This is a genomic window from Chthonobacter rhizosphaerae (assembly GCF_013839525.1).
Taxonomy (GTDB): domain Bacteria; phylum Pseudomonadota; class Alphaproteobacteria; order Rhizobiales; family Pleomorphomonadaceae; genus Chthonobacter; species Chthonobacter rhizosphaerae.
Map to the genome: position 1 here is coordinate 340,105 of NZ_JACDIS010000006.1, position 16,747 is coordinate 356,851.

Consider the following 16,747-nt stretch of genomic DNA (forward strand, 5'->3'; position numbering starts at 1 on the left):
CCATCGCCGAAGACGACCGGCGGCGGAGACGACCGTCGAAGTGAGCGCTGGATCACTGGAGCGCCCTGCGGCCATCGCGCCTGCCGGCCACAGCGCACGATGGCAACGGGGCGGGCAGCGTAGAACCACCGCCCATGCGCACGGATGCCCAGGCGCACGGTCCCACCGCCGTGGCGGATCAGGACGCCGAACGGAGGATCGGAGACGGGAGACCGGACCGGCGCGCCGCCGGTCAGACCCTCAGGAAGGGGTTGAACAGGCGGCCGATGCGGCCGGTCAGGCGCAGCGGGGCATCCGTGACCGCGAAGCCGATGCAGTCGCCGTCGTCGTCGGCCACCGGCTTGTGGTCCACGGTGGAGTCGGTGATCGAGATGTCGCCGACGCCATAGGACCCGAGGATGTCCGAGAAGCCGCCCTCCAGCACGAGCGTGGCCTCGCCGCCCTCATGGGTGTGGGCCGGCATGGCGGTTCCGGCGCGGATCCAGAACAGGCTCGGCTTCAGGCCGTCGAACTCGCCGAGCTTCACCTCCTTCACGCCGGGCAGGATCGTCCGCCACGGCAGGGTGTCGGCGTCGCCACCGGCGAAGCGGCGGATGGATGCCGGCAGGCGGGCGCGATCCGGCTTCGGCGGAACTATTGACGCGGCGAAGACGGGACCCATGTTGAAGATGGCCGCGAGCCGGGCGTCCCGGTTCGACACCATCATGGGTTCGATCGTCTCCAGGCCCTGCCCGGACAGCGCTTCCATGTCGGCCACGAAGCGACGGTTGATCGGCGACAGCTCGAGGTGCGCCTCGACCATCACGCTCAGCGGCGCCGGAAGGGCGCCGGCGGCGTAGCCTGCCAGCAGAGCGTTGATTTCCTGGTCGAGATTGGGCGCCATAGAGGCTGTCGTCCTGTGGAGGCCTGTGTGGTCACGGAGATCGCGCTGCCGCATTTGATCATCGATACGGCCGTTCGGCAATGTCGGATCACTGGCCGGTGATCGTCTTTGGAAAACGAAATTCCAAAGACCTGCGCGAACGAGGTGTTCCCTTGCTTGATCGGGCCGGTCGCGCCTCCTAGCCTCCGGCCCCAGCACGCCGGCGCACGGTCGACGGCATTTCCCGACGCGCGAACGGCCCGCCCCTGGCGTGGCGGCGTTCCCGTCCACCCTTCGGAGTCACCATGGCCGGCAGCGTACTCGATCTCATCGGCAACACCCCTCTCATCCGGTTGAAGCGGGCGTCCGAAGCCACCGGCTGCGAGATCCTCGGCAAGGCGGAATTCCTCAATCCCGGCCAGTCGGTGAAGGACCGCGCCGCCCTCTTCATCCTCAAGGACGCTCTCGACCGCAAGCTCATCGAGCCGGGCGGCGTCGTGGTGGAGGGCACCGCCGGCAACACCGGCATCGGTCTCGCCATGGTGGGCAGCGTCCTCGGCCTGAAGACCGTGATCGTCATCCCCGAGACCCAGTCGCAGGAGAAGAAGGACGCCCTCCGGCTTCTCGGCGCCGAGCTCGTGGAAGTGCCGGCCGTCCCGTACAAGAACCCGAACAACTATGTGAAGCTGTCGGGCCGCCTGGCCGAACGGCTCGCCGCCACGTCCGAGCATGGGGCCATCTGGGCCAACCAGTTCGACAACGTGGCCAACCGGCGGGCCCACGTGGAGACCACCGCGCGGGAGATCTTCGAGCAGACCGGCGGCAAGGTGGACGGGTTCGTCTGCGCGGTCGGGTCCGGCGGCACGCTCGCGGGCGTCGGCCTCGGACTGAAGGCGCTGAAGCCCGGCGTGAAGATCGGCCTCGCCGATCCGCACGGCGCGGCGCTCTATTCCTACTACACCAGCGGCGAACTCAAGGCCGAGGGCTCCTCGATCACCGAGGGAATCGGACAGGGCCGCATCACCGCCAACCTGGAGGGCGCGCCGGTGGATTTCGCCGTGCGCGTCGGCGACGAGGAGGCCGTGTCCATCGTGTTCGACCTCCTGGAGCACGAGGGCCTCTGCCTCGGCGGCTCCTCGGGCGTGAACGTGGCCGGCGCCATGGCGCTCGCCCGCGAGCTCGGCCCGGGGCATACGATCGTGACCATCCTCTGCGACTACGGCACGCGCTACGCCAGCAAGCTCTTCAACCCGGAGTTCCTGCGCTCCAAGGACCTGCCCGTCCCGGCCTTCCTGGAGCGGGCGAGCACCATCGAGCCGCCGTTCGAGCCGGTCTGACCAGCCGGTTCGACGATCCGGCCCGACGATCCTGGGAGGTGATCCGGCGAGCCGGAGCCCGGCCCAGGACGTGCTCGCGGACGGGCTCGCGCGCTGCCGGCCCGACGACCGATCCGCCGGCGCGACATCACCCCGACGCGTGCGTCGCCCCGACGCGCGAGACCGGCCGGGCGCGGCGCCCGGCCGGTCTCGTCCGCGTTTCCGAACCGGGCCTCAATTCTCCAGCATGGCGGCCTGGACCGTGTCGGCGCCGAGCACCTGATCGACGGCGGCCAGATGTCCGGCGACCGCGCGGGCCGCGTCGGCGAGCCGGGTCAGCCGGGTCTCGGCCGTGGCAAGCCGGTCTTCCAGCTCCTGGTTAGCGACCGTGAGGGCCGCGTGCTCCGTCTCGGACGCGGCAACGCGCTTGGACAGGTCCACCAGCTGCTTCTCGCGGGCGGTCGCGGCCGCCAGCGCCGGGACGAGGCGGTTGTTTGCCTCGATGATCGCCTGGTTCAGGTCTGCGCGCTGGATCTTCATGTCCGCGATGGCGGCCTGGAGATCGCGAACTTGGTGCTCGTGCTCCAGCACCGTCACGGTGGACTTGCACACCACCTCGTCGGCCGCGGCCTTGCCCTGCATGGCGGCCGCGAGCTCGGTCTTCCGATAGGCGACCGCCGAGGTCAGCGACGTGACGGTGTTCTCCAGGCCGACCACCTGACGGGCCAGCCGCTCGCTGGCGGCGGTGAGCCTGTCGCCCTCCAGCTTCCAGCGCTCCGCCTTGGCGATGAGGTCCTGGTTACGCTCGACCGCCGCGATCAGGCCGCCAAGCTCGGTCTTGCGCGCGCCGACGGCGGCGGACAGGGATACGTGCTCGCTCTCCAGCCGGCGCACGGTCGGTTCGAGCACCCGGTTCCGGCCGTCGAGGTCGGCGAAGATGCGCGAGGCGCTCGCCTCCAGGTCGGATGCGGACGAGGCCTTGGCCTGGACGACCTCCAGCTTGGCGGCGGCGGTCTCGACCTGCGACGCGCGCGCTTTCGCCGCAGCGGAGGCGGCGACGAGCGCGTTTTCGGCCCGGACCAGTTCCCGTTTCTTCGCCGCGATGGAGGCGTTGAGGCTGTCGGCGGTGGAGCCGTCGAGGCCCGCGGCCGCCAGTTGGGCCCTAAGGCCGGCGATCTCGGTGCGGCTCGCATAGGTCTCCGACCAGCCGATGCCGGCGGCCACCACGACTGCGCCCAGGGCCAGGACGACCCCGCGCGGCGTTCCGTCCATCCAGCTTTTCTGCGTTCCCTCGCCCATGACGACCCCCTTTATGATCGGTATCGTTCACCGGGGTGTCGAACTCGGCGCCGGCCCTGCCGACGCGTTCCGCCCCGGTGTTCAAGCTCAAGCCGGGGGAGTGTGCGACCGGACGTCCTGCGAATCAATACCGATGCGGCGGCGACCATCTGCAGGGTGAATGCGATCTTCGGCGTCGGACGCGGTTGAAACGGCGCGCGGACTCGCAGAAGCTCCCGCGGTGGCCACGGCCAAAGGATCGAGGGAGTGGGTCGGACATGACGGTTCCAGTGTTTCGCGACGACGCCTACCTGTCGGTCGCCGAGGCGACGGTGGTGTCGGCGGACGAGACCGGGATCGAGCTCGACCGGTCCGTCTTCTATCCGGCCGGCGGCGGCCAGCCCGGCGATGTCGGTCGCCTGGAGCGGGCGGACGGACGCGTGGTGCCGATCGCCACCGCGGTCTACGCGGACGACCGGAGCCGCATCCTCCTGAGGCCCGCAGAGGGCGCCGACCTGCCGGCGGTGGGCGAGACGGTCGTCCAGCATCTCGACTGGGACACGCGCTACCGGCACATGCGCATCCACACGGCGCTGCACCTCCTCTCGGTCGTGCTGCCCTATCCGGTCACCGGCGGCCAGATCGGCGCCGAGGAGGGGCGGCTCGACTTCGACATGACGGAAGGCGGGCTCGACAAGGCCGAGGTGACGGCCGCGCTCATGGCCCATGTGCGCGAGGACCACCCGATCACCACGGAATGGATCACCGACGAGGATCTTGTCGCCAACCCGGGGCTGGTGAAGACCATGAAGGTGAAGCCGCCCATGGGCCAGGGCCGCGTCCGGCTCGTGCGCATCGGCAAGAGCCTGGACCTGCAGCCTTGCGGCGGCACGCACGTGCGCTCCACCGCCGAGGTGGGCGAGGTGCATGTCGCCAAGGTGGAGAAGAAGGGCAAGATGAACCGCCGCGTCCGGCTGCGCTTCGGCCCCCTCCCCGCCGACGCGGACGCCTGACGCCGGAACTCAAGTCCCGAACCCGAACGGATCCCGATCAACGCGAGGACAGCCCCCATGGCGGATACCCACGACAGCGCCCTCGTCTCGGTGGACTGGCTGGCCGAGCGCCTGCGGGCGCCGGACCTGGTCGTCATCGACGCCACCTGGCACCTGCCGACGACCGAGCGGCTCGCCTCGGAGGAGTATCTCGCCGGCCACATTCCGGGCGCGGTCTTCTTCGACATCGACGGCATCTCGGATCCGTCCACCGACCTGCCCCACATGCTGCCGTCGCCGGAGGCCTTCTCCAGCCGCATGCGCAAGCTCGGCATCGGCGACGGACAGACGATCGTCGTCTACGACAGCTACGGCCTCTTCTCCGCCGCGCGCGTCTGGTGGACCTTCCGGGTCATGGGCGTCGGTCGCGTCCATGTGCTGGACGGCGGCCTGCCGGCCTGGGTGGCGGCGGGGCATCCGCTGGAGGAGGGGCCGGTGCGCCGGCCCGAGCGGCACTTCACAGCCCGCAAGAACAACGCGGCGGTGAAGGACTTCGCCGCCGTGCAGGCGGCTCTCCAGGCCCGGTCGGCCCAGGTGGTGGACGCCCGGAGCGCCGAACGCTTCCGCGGCGAGGCCCCGGAGCCTCGCCCGGGCCTGAAGTCCGGGCACATGCCGGGGGCGGTGAACGTGCCGTTCGGCGCGGTGCTCGACGGCGGCCGGCTGAAGTCGCCGGAGGGCATCAAGGCCGTGTTCAAGGCGCGCGGCGTGGATCTGTCGCGCCCCGTGATCACCAGCTGCGGCTCCGGCGTCACCGCCGCCGTCCTGGCGCTCGCCCTGGAGGAGGCCGGCGCGCGCTCGGTGACCCTCTACGACGGCTCCTGGTCCGAGTGGGGCGCGCGCGACGATGCCCCCGTCGTGACGGGCGACTGACGCGCCATCCTCCGCCCTTGATCACCGGCCGACGCCGCGCGCGATCGCGCCGGCGCACGCCTCCGCCACCGCCCACGAAAAAAACCCGACCCGGCCGATGGGGCCGGATCGGGTGGTGCGCGGACAAGCGTTGCCGGAAGGGTCTCGCCTCGCGAAGGCGAGGCCAGGCCCTCCCTCGCGGCTGATCAGCCCTTCAGGATCGAGCGGCCGGCGTAGCGGGCCTGGGTGCCGAGCTCTTCCTCGATGCGGATCAGCTGGTTGTACTTGGCCACCCGGTCGGAGCGGGCGAGCGAGCCGGTCTTGATCTGCCCGCAGTTGGTCGCGACGGCGAGATCGGCGATGGTCGAGTCCTCGGTCTCGCCGGACCGATGCGACATGACGGCGGTGTAGGCGGCCTTGTGGGCGGTCTCCACGGCGTCCAGCGTCTCGGTCAGAGAGCCGATCTGGTTCACCTTCACCAGAATGGAGTTGGCCGTCGCGGACGAGATGCCCTGGCGAAGCCGCTTGGTGTTGGTGACGAAGAGGTCGTCGCCGACAAGCTGGCAGGTCTTGCCGATCTTGTCGGTGAGGAGCTTCCAGCCGGCCCAGTCGTCCTCGGCCATGCCGTCCTCGATCGAGATGATCGGGTACTTGGCGGCGAGCGAGGCGAGATAGTCCACCTGCTCCTCGATGGAGCGGACCTTGCCCTCGCCCTCGTAGTGATAGGCGCCGTCCTTGAAGAACTCGGTGGCCGCGCAGTCGAGCGCCAGATAGACGTCCTCGCCCGGCCGGTAGCCGGCCTTCTCGATGGACGACATCACGAAGTCCAGCGCGTCCGTCGCCGAGGCCAGATTCGGCGCGAAGCCGCCTTCGTCGCCGACGTTCGTGTTGTGGCCTGCGGCCTTCAGGCCCTTCTTCAGGGTGTGGAAGATCTCGGTGCCGATCCGCACCGCGTCCGCGATCGACTCGGCGCCGACCGGCATGATCATGAATTCCTGGAAGTCGATCGGGTTGTCCGCATGGGCGCCGCCGTTGACGATGTTCATCATCGGCACCGGCAGCACGCGGGCGTTCGGGCCGCCCACATAGCGGTAGAGCGGCAGGCCGGCCGCCTCGGCCGCCGCCTTGGCGGTGGCGAGGGACACGCCCAGGATGGCGTTGGCGCCGAGGCGCGCCTTGTTCGGCGTGCCGTCCAGGTCGATCATGGTCTGGTCGATCTGGATCTGGTCCTCGGCCTCCAGCCCGCCGAGGGCCGCGAAGATCTCGTCGTTCACGGCCGCGACCGCCTTGGTGACGCCCTTGCCGAGGTAGCGGTCGCCGCCGTCCCGCAGCTCGACCGCCTCGTGGGCGCCCGTGGACGCTCCCGACGGCACCGCCGCCCGCCCCATGGAGCCGTCCTCCAGGATGACGTCGACCTCGACGGTCGGGTTGCCGCGGCTGTCGAAGATCTGTCGGCCGACGATGTCGATGATGGCGGTCATGGGAAGGCTTACTCCGAGCAGGGTTGGGAAGCGACTGAAGCCGGCCGTTCTATAGCTTGAGCCGCCCTCCCTGCAAAGGTGCGGAGCCCTTCCAAACCTGCTAGACGAACGGCCCCTTGTCCCCGTCGTCGAGACATCACCGGAGGTGCTACCGTTGACGACCATCGATCCCGCGACCGTGAAGCTCGGTCAGACCAGCCCCATTCCCACCGAACCGGACGCCGGCGTTCTCGACCGGGTCCCCAATCCGCACGCGGACACGCGTTTCGTCGCGCGCTTCACCGTGCCGGAATTCACCTCGCTCTGCCCGGTCACCGGCCAGCCGGATTTCGCCCATCTGGTGATCGACTACGTGCCGGACGCCTGGCTCGTCGAATCGAAGAGCCTGAAGCTCTACCTGTTCGGTTTCCGCAATCACGGCGCCTTCCACGAGGCCTGTACCGTGGAGATCGGCCGCACCCTCGCCGGCCTCCTGAAACCGCACTGGCTGCGCATCGGCGGCTACTGGTACCCGCGCGGCGGCATTCCGATCGACGTGTTCTGGCAGACGGGCGCGCCTCCGTCGGACGTTTTCATGCCCGACCAGGGCGTCCCGCCCTATCGCGGACGCGGCTGACGATCCGGACCCCATGCCCCCTCGCCTCGTCCTCTTCGACTTCGACGGCACGCTCGCGGACAGTTTCCCGTTCTTCGCGGCGAACATGGGCGTTCTGGCGGACCGGCATGGCTTCCTGCGCCTGCCCGAGCACGAATTGGACGAGCTGCGGACCCTCGGCGCGCGCGAGATCCTCGCGCGGGCCCGGGTGCCGCTCTGGAAGCTGCCGGTCATCGCGGCCGATTTCCGCCGCATGATGGCCGAGCGGATCGACGACATCCGATTGTTTCCCGGCACGGGCGAGATGCTGGCCGCGCTCAAGGCCGGCGGAGTCCGGATCGGCGTCGTCACCTCGAACAGCGAGGCCAACGTCCGCCGGGCGCTCGGCCGGGATCTCTCCGCCCTGATCGACCACTACGGCTGCGGGCTCGCCCTGTTCGGAAAGACCCGCAAGCTTCGGCAGATGCTCGCAGCCGCCCGCATCCAGCCGTCCGGGGCCGTTCTGGTGGGCGATGAACTGCGCGACCTGGAGGCCGCGCGGCAGGCCGGCATCCTGTTCGCCGCCGTCACCTGGGGCTACACGCTCGGACCCGCCCTCGCGGCAGCACGGCCGGACCTCATCGTCGAGAGCATGGACGCGCTCGCCGCTAGCCTGCTGGACGGCGCCTGCATCTGAGCGTCGGTCGGTCCGGCGAGCAGGCGCGTCGCCTCCCTAAGGCCCACACGCGCATGCAACCTTTGCGATTAGACATTCGCGCCCACACCGGTTGAGATCGTCCTGCACGGGAGCGGAAGCAGCAGCGTCGATCCAGCGACGCGACCGGGGAGGATGGGCCACCCCGGCCGCAGCGACGGCCTCGCTCTCGAGCAGGAGGCCTGCGCATGTCTCGAAAGAGATGGACGCTGGAGATCAGCCTGACGAAATATGCGGACCGCTGGAGACTAACGGTCCGCATAAACTTCGCAAGATGATCGAGGAGCGGGCGGGCACAAACCGCCCGCTCCACTCCTCCACTCTACACCACTCCGGACAATTCTCAATCCCGGCAAGCCACCTGCGGTCCACCCCGACCGGCCGTCGGGTGGCGCCGGCATCGTCAAACGAGGCGGCTCTGCGCCATCGCGGCCTCGATGAAGCTCGCGAACAGCGGATGGGGCTCGAACGGGCGACTCTTCAGTTCCGGATGGTACTGGACGCCGATGAACCACGGGTGGTCCTTGATCTCGACCGTTTCCGGCAGCACGCCGTCCGGCGACAGGCCGGCGAAGACGAGACCGCAGGATTCCAGCTTCTCCCGGTAGTCGATGTTCACCTCGTACCGGTGCCGGTGGCGTTCGGAGATCCGATCGGACCCGTAGATCTCGGCGATCTTGGTGCCCTGCACCAGCTTGGCCTCGTAGGCGCCGAGGCGGAGCGTGCCGCCCATGTCGCTGTCGGCCTTCCGGCGTTCCAGCTCGTTGCCCTTCAGCCACTCGGTCATCAGGCCGACCACCGGCTGCTCCGCCGGGCCGAACTCGGTGGACGTGGCGTCCTTGATGCCGGCGAGCGAACGGGCCGCCTCGATCACCGCCATCTGCATGCCGAAGCAGATGCCGAAATAGGGCACCTTCCGCTGGCGCGCGAAGCCGGCCGCCCGGATCTTGCCTTCCGAGCCGCGCTCGCCGAAGCCGCCCGGCACCAGGATGCCGTGGACGTGCTCCAGGTAGGGCGCCGGGTCCTCCTTCTCGAAGACCTCGCTCTCGATCCACTCGATGTTGACGCGCACGTTGTTGGCGATGCCGCCGTGGACGAGCGCCTCGATCAGCGACTTGTAGGCGTCCTTCAGCACCGTGTACTTGCCCACCACGGCGATGTTGACCTGGCCTTCCGGGTTCTTGATCCGGTTGACGATGCCCTGCCAGCGCTCCAGGTTCGGGGCCGGCGCGCCGGTGATGCCGAACGCCGCAAGCACCTCGGTGTCCAGGCCCTCCTTGTGGTAGGCGAGCGGCACCTCGTAGATGGACGAGACGTCGAGGCCCGGGATCACGGCGCTTTGGCGCACGTTGCAGAAGAGCGACAGCTTGCGGCGCTCGCCCTCCGGGATCGGCCGGTCGCAGCGCACGAGCAGGATGTCCGGCTGGATGCCGATGGAGCGCAGCTCCTTCACCGAATGCTGGGTCGGCTTTGTCTTCAGTTCGCCCGCCGACGGGATCCAGGGCATCAGGGTGAGGTGGATGTAGACCGCCTCCCCGCGCGGCAGTTCGTTGCCGAGCTGTCGGATCGCCTCCAGGAAGGGCATGGCCTCGATGTCGCCCACGGTGCCGCCGATCTCGGTCAGCACGAAGTCCACGTCCTCGTTGCCGTCGAGCACGAAGGCCTTGATGGCGTCGGTCACGTGGGGAATCACCTGCACGGTGCCGCCCAGGTAGTCGCCCCGCCGCTCCTTGGCGAGGATCTCCTGGTAGATGCGGCCGGTGGTGATGTTGTCCTGCTTGGTGGCCGGGCGCCCGGTGAAGCGCTCGTAGTGGCCGAGGTCGAGGTCGGTCTCCGCCCCGTCGTCGGTCACGAACACCTCGCCGTGCTGGTACGGCGACATCGTGCCGGGATCGACGTTGAGGTAGGGGTCGAGCTTGCGCAGGCGGACCTTGTAGCCGCGGGCCTGCAGGAGGGAGCCGAGAGCGGCCGAGGCAAGACCCTTGCCAAGGGACGAAACCACGCCGCCGGTGATGAAGATGTACCGCGCCATGGGCCTTGAACCTATCTCTATTTCAAACAGCGGTGGAAGCGGAAAGCGAAGTTGTCCGCATGGAAAAACGCGTCGCGGCGCGCGGGCGGCGGGCCGCCGCGCGGTGGACGCTGTCTGGACTGGCTGGACCTCGGCGGCGGCCGCGGCTGACGTCGCGACCACCGGATGCGGGAGACGAGGCGTTCGGCCTCGTCACTGAGCCGGAGCCGGCGCGGCCGGAGCGGTCGTGGTCGGAGCGGTCGTGGTCGGCGCGGCGGGAGCCGGGGCGGTCGATTCGGCCGGAGCCGGTGCGGTCGGCGCGGGCGCGGCCGGAGCCTCGGCGGCGGGATCCACCTCGATGGGAGCGTCGGCCGCCGGGGCCGCGGGGCTCACCGGGGCCTGGTCGAGCGACGGGCCGGCGGGCGCGGCCGCATCGCCGGGAGCCGGGGCGCCCGGAACCGGAGCGGCCGGCGCGCCCGGCACCTGGGCGCCGGCCGGAACCTCGGGCACCTGGGCGCCCGGCGCGGTGTTCCGACGCAGGGCGTTGAGGTCGTCGAGCACGCCGCCCGAACCGCCGCCGACGGCGCCCGGATCGGCCGCCGGCGCGGTGGCGCCGCCCGGAACGGTGTCGAACACCGAACCCGCGTCGCCCGCGAAGCGCGGCAGGATGGAGAGCGCCAGCGAGGTCAGGAAGAAGACCGCCGCCAGGATGGCCGTGGTGCGGGTGAGGACGTTCGCCGTGCCGCGGCTGGTCATGAAGCCGCCGCCGCCGCCGATTCCGAGCGCACCGCCTTCGGAGCGCTGCAGGAGAACGACGCCCACGAGGGCGACCACCACCATCAGGTGGACGACGAGAAGAACCGTTTGCATGAGGTCAGGAAACCTTGTCCAAGAAGCACGGCACGGGGGATCGGGCCCTCGTGGGTACTCGAGCCGGCGGCGTTGTACACGAAGGCTTGGCGGCTTTCCACCCTCTCGCCGTCACGGGTTCGTGGATCGGCCGTCGCCTTCCGTGAAGTGGGCGTTGCAGCCGGTCCGCGCCAGGGGTGGCCGTGCTGTTGGTTCGGCGCGGGCGGACGGGCCGCCCCGCGACCTCGCCAGGGTCAGCGATAGGCGGCCACGATGGCGAGGAAGTCCGCCGCCTTCAGGCTGGCGCCGCCGACGAGGGCGCCGTCCACGTCCGGGACGGTCATGAGCTCGCGGGCGTTGGAGGGCTTCACCGAGCCGCCGTAGAGAATCCGCATCGCCTCCCCCGCCGCGCCGAAACGCTCCACCAGCGTGCGGCGGATGAAGGCGTGCACCTCGGCCACATCGCCCGACGTCGGCGTCAGGCCGGTGCCGATGGCCCAGACCGGCTCGTAGGCGACGACCGTGTTGTCGCCCGTGACGCCGTCCGGAAGAGAGCCGGCGAGCTGGCCGCCGACCACGTCGAGCGTGCGCCCCTCCTCCCGTTCGGCGCGGGTCTCGCCCACGCACACGATGGCCGTCAGCCCCGCCCGCCAGGCCGCCTCGGCCTTGGCGCGGACCGCCGCGTCGGTCTCGTGATGGTCGGCCCGCCGCTCGGAGTGGCCGACGATCACGAAGCGCGCGCCGGCGTCCTTCAGGGCTTCCGCGCTGATGTCGCCCGTGTGGGCGCCACTCGGGGCCGCGTGGCAGTCCTGGCCGCCGACGGGCAGCCTGCCGCGCTCGGCGAAGCTCGCCACCAGGGTGGCCGGCGGGCAGAGGATGACGTCGACCGTCTCCCGCATCGCCGGGTCCAGTCCCTCCGCCACCGCGTCGAGTTCGGAAACCGAGGCCTTGAGGCCGTTCATCTTCCAATTGCCGGCGACGAGGGGCTTGCGGGTGGCCATGGGGGCGTTCTCTCCTGTCGGGGTGGTTCTTGTCTGTTCAGGTCGGTCGTCTTCGGATCGGGCGTCGGTCGTCGAGAGCTGCAGCCCGCCTCTACTGGATCGGGGCGCGCGCGACCATAATGCGTTCGGCGCAGCGACCGACCGCAAGCGAAATCGCCGGGTGAGGGACAAGGGCGCGGGGATATCCGGCCCGGCCGGACTAGGTCGCGCCGACCGACCCCGTCCAACCGTCGGGCGGGCGTCCCTTCTGCGTCGCGCCCTCGCCTTGTGTCGGGCCGGCGCCGTCCCTATGATCCGCCGCGCTTCGGACCGGACCCTGCCGGCGAGACAATGACAACAACGGGACGGCGCCCCTCGTCGCACCCTGACCGGACGGAACTATGCTCGACGCCCTGCGCCGCGGCGCCACCACCTGGGTCGCCAAACTTCTCCTCGTGCTCCTGGTCGCGTCCTTCGCGGTCTGGGGCATTTCCGACGTGTTCCGCGGCGGCCAGACCCGGTCGGTGGCGGAGGTCGGCGGCACGGAGATCGACCTCGCCACCTTCCAGCGCACCTACCAGCGGGAGGTGCAGTCCCTGACGCGCCAGTTCGGCCAGCCGGTCACCTACGAGACCGCCGCCGCCCTCGGCCTGCCCCAGCGGGTGCTCGGCCAGATGATGTCCGAGGCGGCGCTCACCGAGGCGGCCCGCCAGCTCGGCCTCGGCGCGTCCGACCAGGACGTGGCCGCCGAGATCGCGGCCTCCCCCGAGTTCAAGACCGCGAACGACCAGTTCGACCGCGCCCGCTTCCAGCAGCTCCTCCGTCAGGAGGGCTATTCGGAGGCGAGCTTCCTCGCCGAACAGCGGCTGCAGGTGCTGCGCCGGCAGGTGGCCGAGGGCCTCGTCGGCGGCATCAAGGTGCCGACCGCCATGGTCGAGGCGATCGCCCGCTTCCGCAACGAGGTCCGCACCGTGGACTACGCCGTCCTGAACCGGGCCATGGTCGAGCCGATCCCGGCGCCGACCCCGGAGGAGAAGACGGCCTATTTCGAGGAGAACAAGGCCTCGTTCCGCGCGCCCGAATATCGCAAGCTGGAGACGCTGACCCTGACGGCCGCGTCGCTCGCCGATCCGGCGAGCGTCACCGACGAGGCCGCGCGCGCCGAGTACGACCGCACCCGCGGCCAGTACGGCACGCCGGAGCAGCGGCGTATCCAGCAGATCCTGTTTCCGACCGCCGAGGAGGCGAAGGCCGCCGCGGACAAGATCGCCGCCGGCTCCACGTTCGAGGCCGTCGCCGAGGAGCGCGGCCTGACGCCGACCGACTTCGACCTCGGCCTCCTGACCCGCGACAAGGTGGTGGACCCGGCGATCGCCGAGGCCGCCTTCGGGCTCGCACCCAACACCGTCAGCGCTCCGGTGGACGCCCGGTTCGGCTCCGCCCTCGTCCGCGTGACCGAGGTGGCGCCGGAGTCGATCCGGCCGTTCGAGGAGGTCGCCGGCGAGATCAAGGCGTCGCTGGCCGCCAAGGCGGCGGAGCGCACGCTCCTCGACACCGAGCAGGAGATCGAGGACGCCCGCGCGGGTGGCGCGACGCTCGCCGAGATCGCCGAGCGGTTCAAGCTGTCGGTCGCCGCCGTCGAGGCGGTGGACAGCACCGGCAAGGGTCCGGACGGCGCGCCCGTGGTCCTGCCGCCGGGCGAGGGCCTGCTCGACGCCGCCTTCCAGAGCGACGTTGGCGTGGAGAACGATCCGGTCCGCATCCCCGGCGGCGGCTACACCTGGTTCGAGGTGGCGTCCGTGACGCCCGCCCGCGACCGCGCCCTGGAGGAGGTCGACGCCGAGGTGGTCCGCCGGTGGACCGACGAGCGCGCCGGCGAACTCCTCGCCAAGAAGGCGGACGAGATGGTCGCCGCCCTGAAGGGCGGCCAGGACTTCGCCACCGTCGCGACCGCCGCGGGCGCCACCGTCACCCGCTCGCCCGCCTTCCCGCGCGGAGGCGAGGTGCCCGCCCTCGGCGAGGTCGGCATCGACGCCGCGTTCGGCGGCCCGGAGGGCTACGTCACGGCGGTGGAAGGCGACGGCGACACCCACCTGGTGCTGCGGGTCGTCAACGCCGTGGTGCCGCCCTTCTTCGAGGAGGAGGCCGGCAACGCCCAGGTGGCGCAGCGCTTCACCGGCGAACTCCAGGGCAGCCTGCTCACCCAGTACGTGACCGACTTCCAGTCCACCATCGGCACCAGCGTCAACCAGCAGGCGCTGGAGCTTGCTATCGGCGTCGCCGGCCGTTGACGGTCGGCGCGCCGGGCGCCCACACTCCGGCGTCCACCACACGAGACCCTCGGGGGCGAAAGTCTCGACCATGAGCGAGTTCAAGGCGTTGATCGGCAAGGTCGCCACCGGGGCGGCCCTTTCCCGGGAGGAGGCCCGCACGGCGTTCGACGTCATGATGTCGGGCGAGGCCACGCCGTCTCAGATCGGCGGCTTCCTGATGGCGCTCCGCGTGCGCGGCGAGACCGTGGACGAGATGGTCGGCGCCGTGGAGGTGATGCGCTCCAAGATGCTGCGGGTGACCGCGCCCGGATCGGCGATCGACATCGTCGGCACCGGCGGCGACGCCTCCGGCAGCCTCAACATCTCCACCGCCTCGGCCTTCGTGGTGGCGGGCGCCGGGGTGCCGGTCGCCAAGCACGGCAACCGGGCGCTGTCGTCCCGGTCGGGCGCGGCGGACGTGCTCGCCGCCCTCGGCGTCAACATCGACCTCGGCCCGGCGGCCATCGGCCGGTGCGTGGCCGAGGCGGGCTGCGGCTTCATGTTCGCGCCGGCCCACCACGCGGCCATGAAGCACGTGGGCCCCAGCCGGGTGGAGCTCGGCACCCGCACCATCTTCAACCTGCTCGGCCCGCTTTCCAACCCGGCCGGCGTCCGCCGCCAGCTCGTCGGCGTGTTCTCCGGCCAATGGGTGGAGCCGGTGGCGCGGGTGCTGAAGGACCTCGGCTCCGAGGCGGTCTGGGTCGTGCACGGCTCCGACGGGCTCGACGAGATCACCACCGCCGGTCCCACCGCCGTCGCGGAGCTGAAGGACGGCGCCATCCGGACCTTCCAGATTACGCCCGAGGACGCGGGCGTCGGCAGCCATCCGAAGGGCGCCGTCACCGGCGGCACCGCGGAGGAGAACGCCGCCGCCCTCCGCGCCCTCCTCGACGGCGCGCCCGGCGCCTATCGCGACACGGTGCTGATGAACGCGGGGGCCGCGCTCCTCGTCGCCGGCAAGGCGGCGAGCCTGAAGGAAGGCGCATCCCTCGCCGCCCGGTCCATCGACGGCGGCGCCGCCCGGGGCGTGCTCGACGCCCTGGTGCGCATCTCCAACGAACCGGTGCCCGCATGAGCGACATCCTCACCCGGATCGAGGCCTACAAGCGCCAGGAGATCGCCGCCGCCGAAGCGGCCGTCCCGCTGGCCGAGATCAGGGCGCGCGCCGCCGAGGCATCGCCGCCGCGCGGCTTCCGTCGGGCGATCGAGCGGACCGTGGCGGACGGCCGCTACGCGCTCATCGCCGAGATCAAGAAGGCGAGCCCGTCCAAGGGTCTGATCCGGCCGGACTTCGACCCGCCGGCGCTCGCCCGCGCCTACGAGGCCGGCGGCGCGGCCTGCCTGTCCGTGCTGACCGACACCCCGTCCTTCCAGGGCCGGCCGGAATATCTGGGCGCCGCCCGCGCGGCCACGAGCCTGCCGGCGCTCCGCAAGGACTTCCTCTATTCCACCTACCAGGTGTTTGAGGCGCGCGCCTGGGGCGCCGACGCCATCCTGATCATCCTCGCCGCCGTGGACGACGCGCTCGCCCGCGACCTGGAGGCCACCGCCTTCGGCCTCGGCATGGACGTGCTCCTGGAGGTCCACGACGACGCGGAACTCGACCGGGCGCTGGCGCTCTCCTCCCCGCTCGTCGGCATCAACAACCGGAACCTGCGCACCTTCGAGACCCGCCTGGAGACCACCGAGGCCCTGGCGCCCCGGGTGCCGGCGGACCGGATCGTGGTGGGCGAATCCGGCCTCTTCACCAGGGCCGACCTCGACCGCATGGCCGGCGTGGGCGTGCGGACCTTCCTGGTCGGCGAAAGCCTGATGCGGCAGGCGGACGTGACCGCAGCCACGCGCACGCTCCTCGGCCTCTGACAGCCGCCGGACCCGGCAGGCGCCGGCCGTCCGGCCGTTCCTTGGTCCGGGTGTCGCCGGCGGCCCGGCCCGGCTACAGTCCACCCCGAACGACGAGGATCGGCCCGCCGTGACCGACAAGCTGACCCATCTGGACGACCGCGGCGCCGCCTCCATGGTGGACGTCACCGACAAGGCCGCCACCACCCGCACGGCCGTCGCCGAAGGCCGGGTGGTGATGCGGCCCGGGACGCTGGCCGCGATCATGGACGGCGCGGTGCCGAAGGGCGACGTGGTGGCGACCGCCCGCATCGCCGGCATCATGGCCGCCAAGAGGACGCACGAGCTGATCCCCCTCTGCCATCCCCTCGCCGTCACCAAGGTGGCGGTGGAGATCGAGCCGGACGCCGCCCTGCCCGGCCTCGTGGTCACCGCCACCGTGCGGGTGACCGGCCAGACCGGCGTGGAGATGGAGGCGCTGACCGCCGCGTCGGTCGCGTGCCTCACCGTCTACGACATGGCCAAGGCGATCGAGAAGGGCATGCGCATCGAGGGTCTGCGGCTCCTGGAAAAGACCGGCGGCAAGTCCGGGGTCTGGACCGCGGACAGCTGACGCCAGAACACGA

Annotated in this window: 15 protein-coding genes; 9 read left to right on the plus strand and 6 right to left on the minus strand. The window is 70.9% G+C overall.

The genetic code is table 11. From position 1 onward, the window contains the following. Positions 1-232: 232 nt before the first annotated feature. The gene (locus HND91_RS13530) at positions 233-883 is read right to left on the minus strand and encodes a ChrR family anti-sigma-E factor (protein WP_181707098.1); all 651 of its coding nucleotides are present in this window, start codon (positions 881-883) and stop codon (positions 233-235) included. A gap of 284 nt (positions 884-1,167) precedes the next feature. Here HND91_RS13530 and HND91_RS13535 point away from each other — a divergent pair, with 284 nt between their 5' ends. Further along, on the plus strand, positions 1,168-2,199 hold the full coding sequence (locus tag HND91_RS13535) for a cysteine synthase A (protein WP_181707099.1): 1,032 nt from the start codon (positions 1,168-1,170) through the stop codon (positions 2,197-2,199). 213 nt (positions 2,200-2,412) lie between these two features. Here HND91_RS13535 and HND91_RS13540 read toward each other — a convergent pair whose 3' ends face one another. Then, positions 2,413-3,477 carry a coiled-coil domain-containing protein gene (locus HND91_RS13540; RefSeq protein WP_181707100.1) on the minus strand — a complete coding sequence of 355 codons (1,065 nt, stop codon included), beginning with the start codon at positions 3,475-3,477 and terminating at the stop codon, positions 2,413-2,415. 257 nt (positions 3,478-3,734) lie between these two features. Here HND91_RS13540 and HND91_RS13545 point away from each other — a divergent pair, with 257 nt between their 5' ends. After that, complete coding sequence (locus HND91_RS13545) at positions 3,735-4,469, plus strand: alanyl-tRNA editing protein (protein WP_181707101.1); 735 nt, start codon at positions 3,735-3,737, stop codon at positions 4,467-4,469. Between the two features lie 57 nt (positions 4,470-4,526). Further along, positions 4,527-5,378 (plus strand): 3-mercaptopyruvate sulfurtransferase, encoded by an 852-nt coding sequence (gene sseA, locus HND91_RS13550; protein WP_181707102.1) that lies wholly within the window; start codon positions 4,527-4,529, stop codon positions 5,376-5,378. A gap of 185 nt (positions 5,379-5,563) precedes the next feature. Here sseA and eno read toward each other — a convergent pair whose 3' ends face one another. Continuing rightward, positions 5,564-6,838, minus strand: a complete 1,275-nt coding sequence (gene eno, locus HND91_RS13555; RefSeq protein ID WP_181707103.1) for a phosphopyruvate hydratase — start codon at positions 6,836-6,838, stop codon at positions 5,564-5,566. Between the two features lie 163 nt (positions 6,839-7,001). On the opposite strand from eno, the gene queF reads away from it, so the two are divergent. Beyond that, positions 7,002-7,454 (plus strand): preQ(1) synthase, encoded by a 453-nt coding sequence (gene queF / locus HND91_RS13560; RefSeq protein WP_181707159.1) that lies wholly within the window; start codon positions 7,002-7,004, stop codon positions 7,452-7,454. A gap of 13 nt (positions 7,455-7,467) precedes the next feature. Beyond that, a complete protein-coding gene (locus HND91_RS13565) occupies positions 7,468-8,109 on the plus strand; it encodes an HAD hydrolase-like protein (RefSeq protein ID WP_181707104.1) in 642 nt (213 codons plus the stop codon). Between the two features lie 421 nt (positions 8,110-8,530). Here HND91_RS13565 and pyrG read toward each other — a convergent pair whose 3' ends face one another. The 3 genes from pyrG to tpiA form a co-directional block, all read right to left on the minus strand. Then, positions 8,531-10,159: a CTP synthase gene (pyrG, locus tag HND91_RS13570; RefSeq protein ID WP_181707105.1), complete on the minus strand. Its 1,629-nt coding sequence runs from the start codon at positions 10,157-10,159 to the stop codon at positions 8,531-8,533. A 192-nt stretch (positions 10,160-10,351) separates the two neighbouring features. After that, complete coding sequence (gene secG, locus HND91_RS13575) at positions 10,352-11,008, minus strand: preprotein translocase subunit SecG (RefSeq protein WP_181707106.1); 657 nt, start codon at positions 11,006-11,008, stop codon at positions 10,352-10,354. 233 nt (positions 11,009-11,241) lie between these two features. After that, complete coding sequence (gene tpiA / locus HND91_RS13580) at positions 11,242-11,988, minus strand: triose-phosphate isomerase (protein WP_181707107.1); 747 nt, start codon at positions 11,986-11,988, stop codon at positions 11,242-11,244. A gap of 380 nt (positions 11,989-12,368) precedes the next feature. Here tpiA and HND91_RS13585 point away from each other — a divergent pair, with 380 nt between their 5' ends. The 4 genes from HND91_RS13585 to moaC all read left to right on the plus strand — a co-directional run bounded on the left by HND91_RS13585 (position 12,369) and on the right by moaC (position 16,734). Continuing rightward, entirely contained in the window at positions 12,369-14,258 is a 1,890-nt protein-coding gene (locus HND91_RS13585; protein WP_181707108.1) for a peptidylprolyl isomerase, read from the plus strand. Between the two features lie 70 nt (positions 14,259-14,328). Further along, entirely contained in the window at positions 14,329-15,354 is a 1,026-nt protein-coding gene (gene trpD / locus HND91_RS13590) for an anthranilate phosphoribosyltransferase (protein ID WP_181707109.1), read from the plus strand. After that, a complete protein-coding gene (gene trpC / locus HND91_RS13595; protein WP_181707110.1) occupies positions 15,351-16,142 on the plus strand; it encodes an indole-3-glycerol phosphate synthase TrpC in 792 nt (263 codons plus the stop codon). The genes trpD and trpC overlap by 4 nt, the downstream gene beginning before the upstream one ends. 109 nt (positions 16,143-16,251) lie before the next feature. After that, a complete protein-coding gene (moaC, locus tag HND91_RS13600) occupies positions 16,252-16,734 on the plus strand; it encodes a cyclic pyranopterin monophosphate synthase MoaC (protein WP_181707111.1) in 483 nt (160 codons plus the stop codon). The last annotated feature ends 13 nt before the right edge of the window (positions 16,735-16,747 follow it).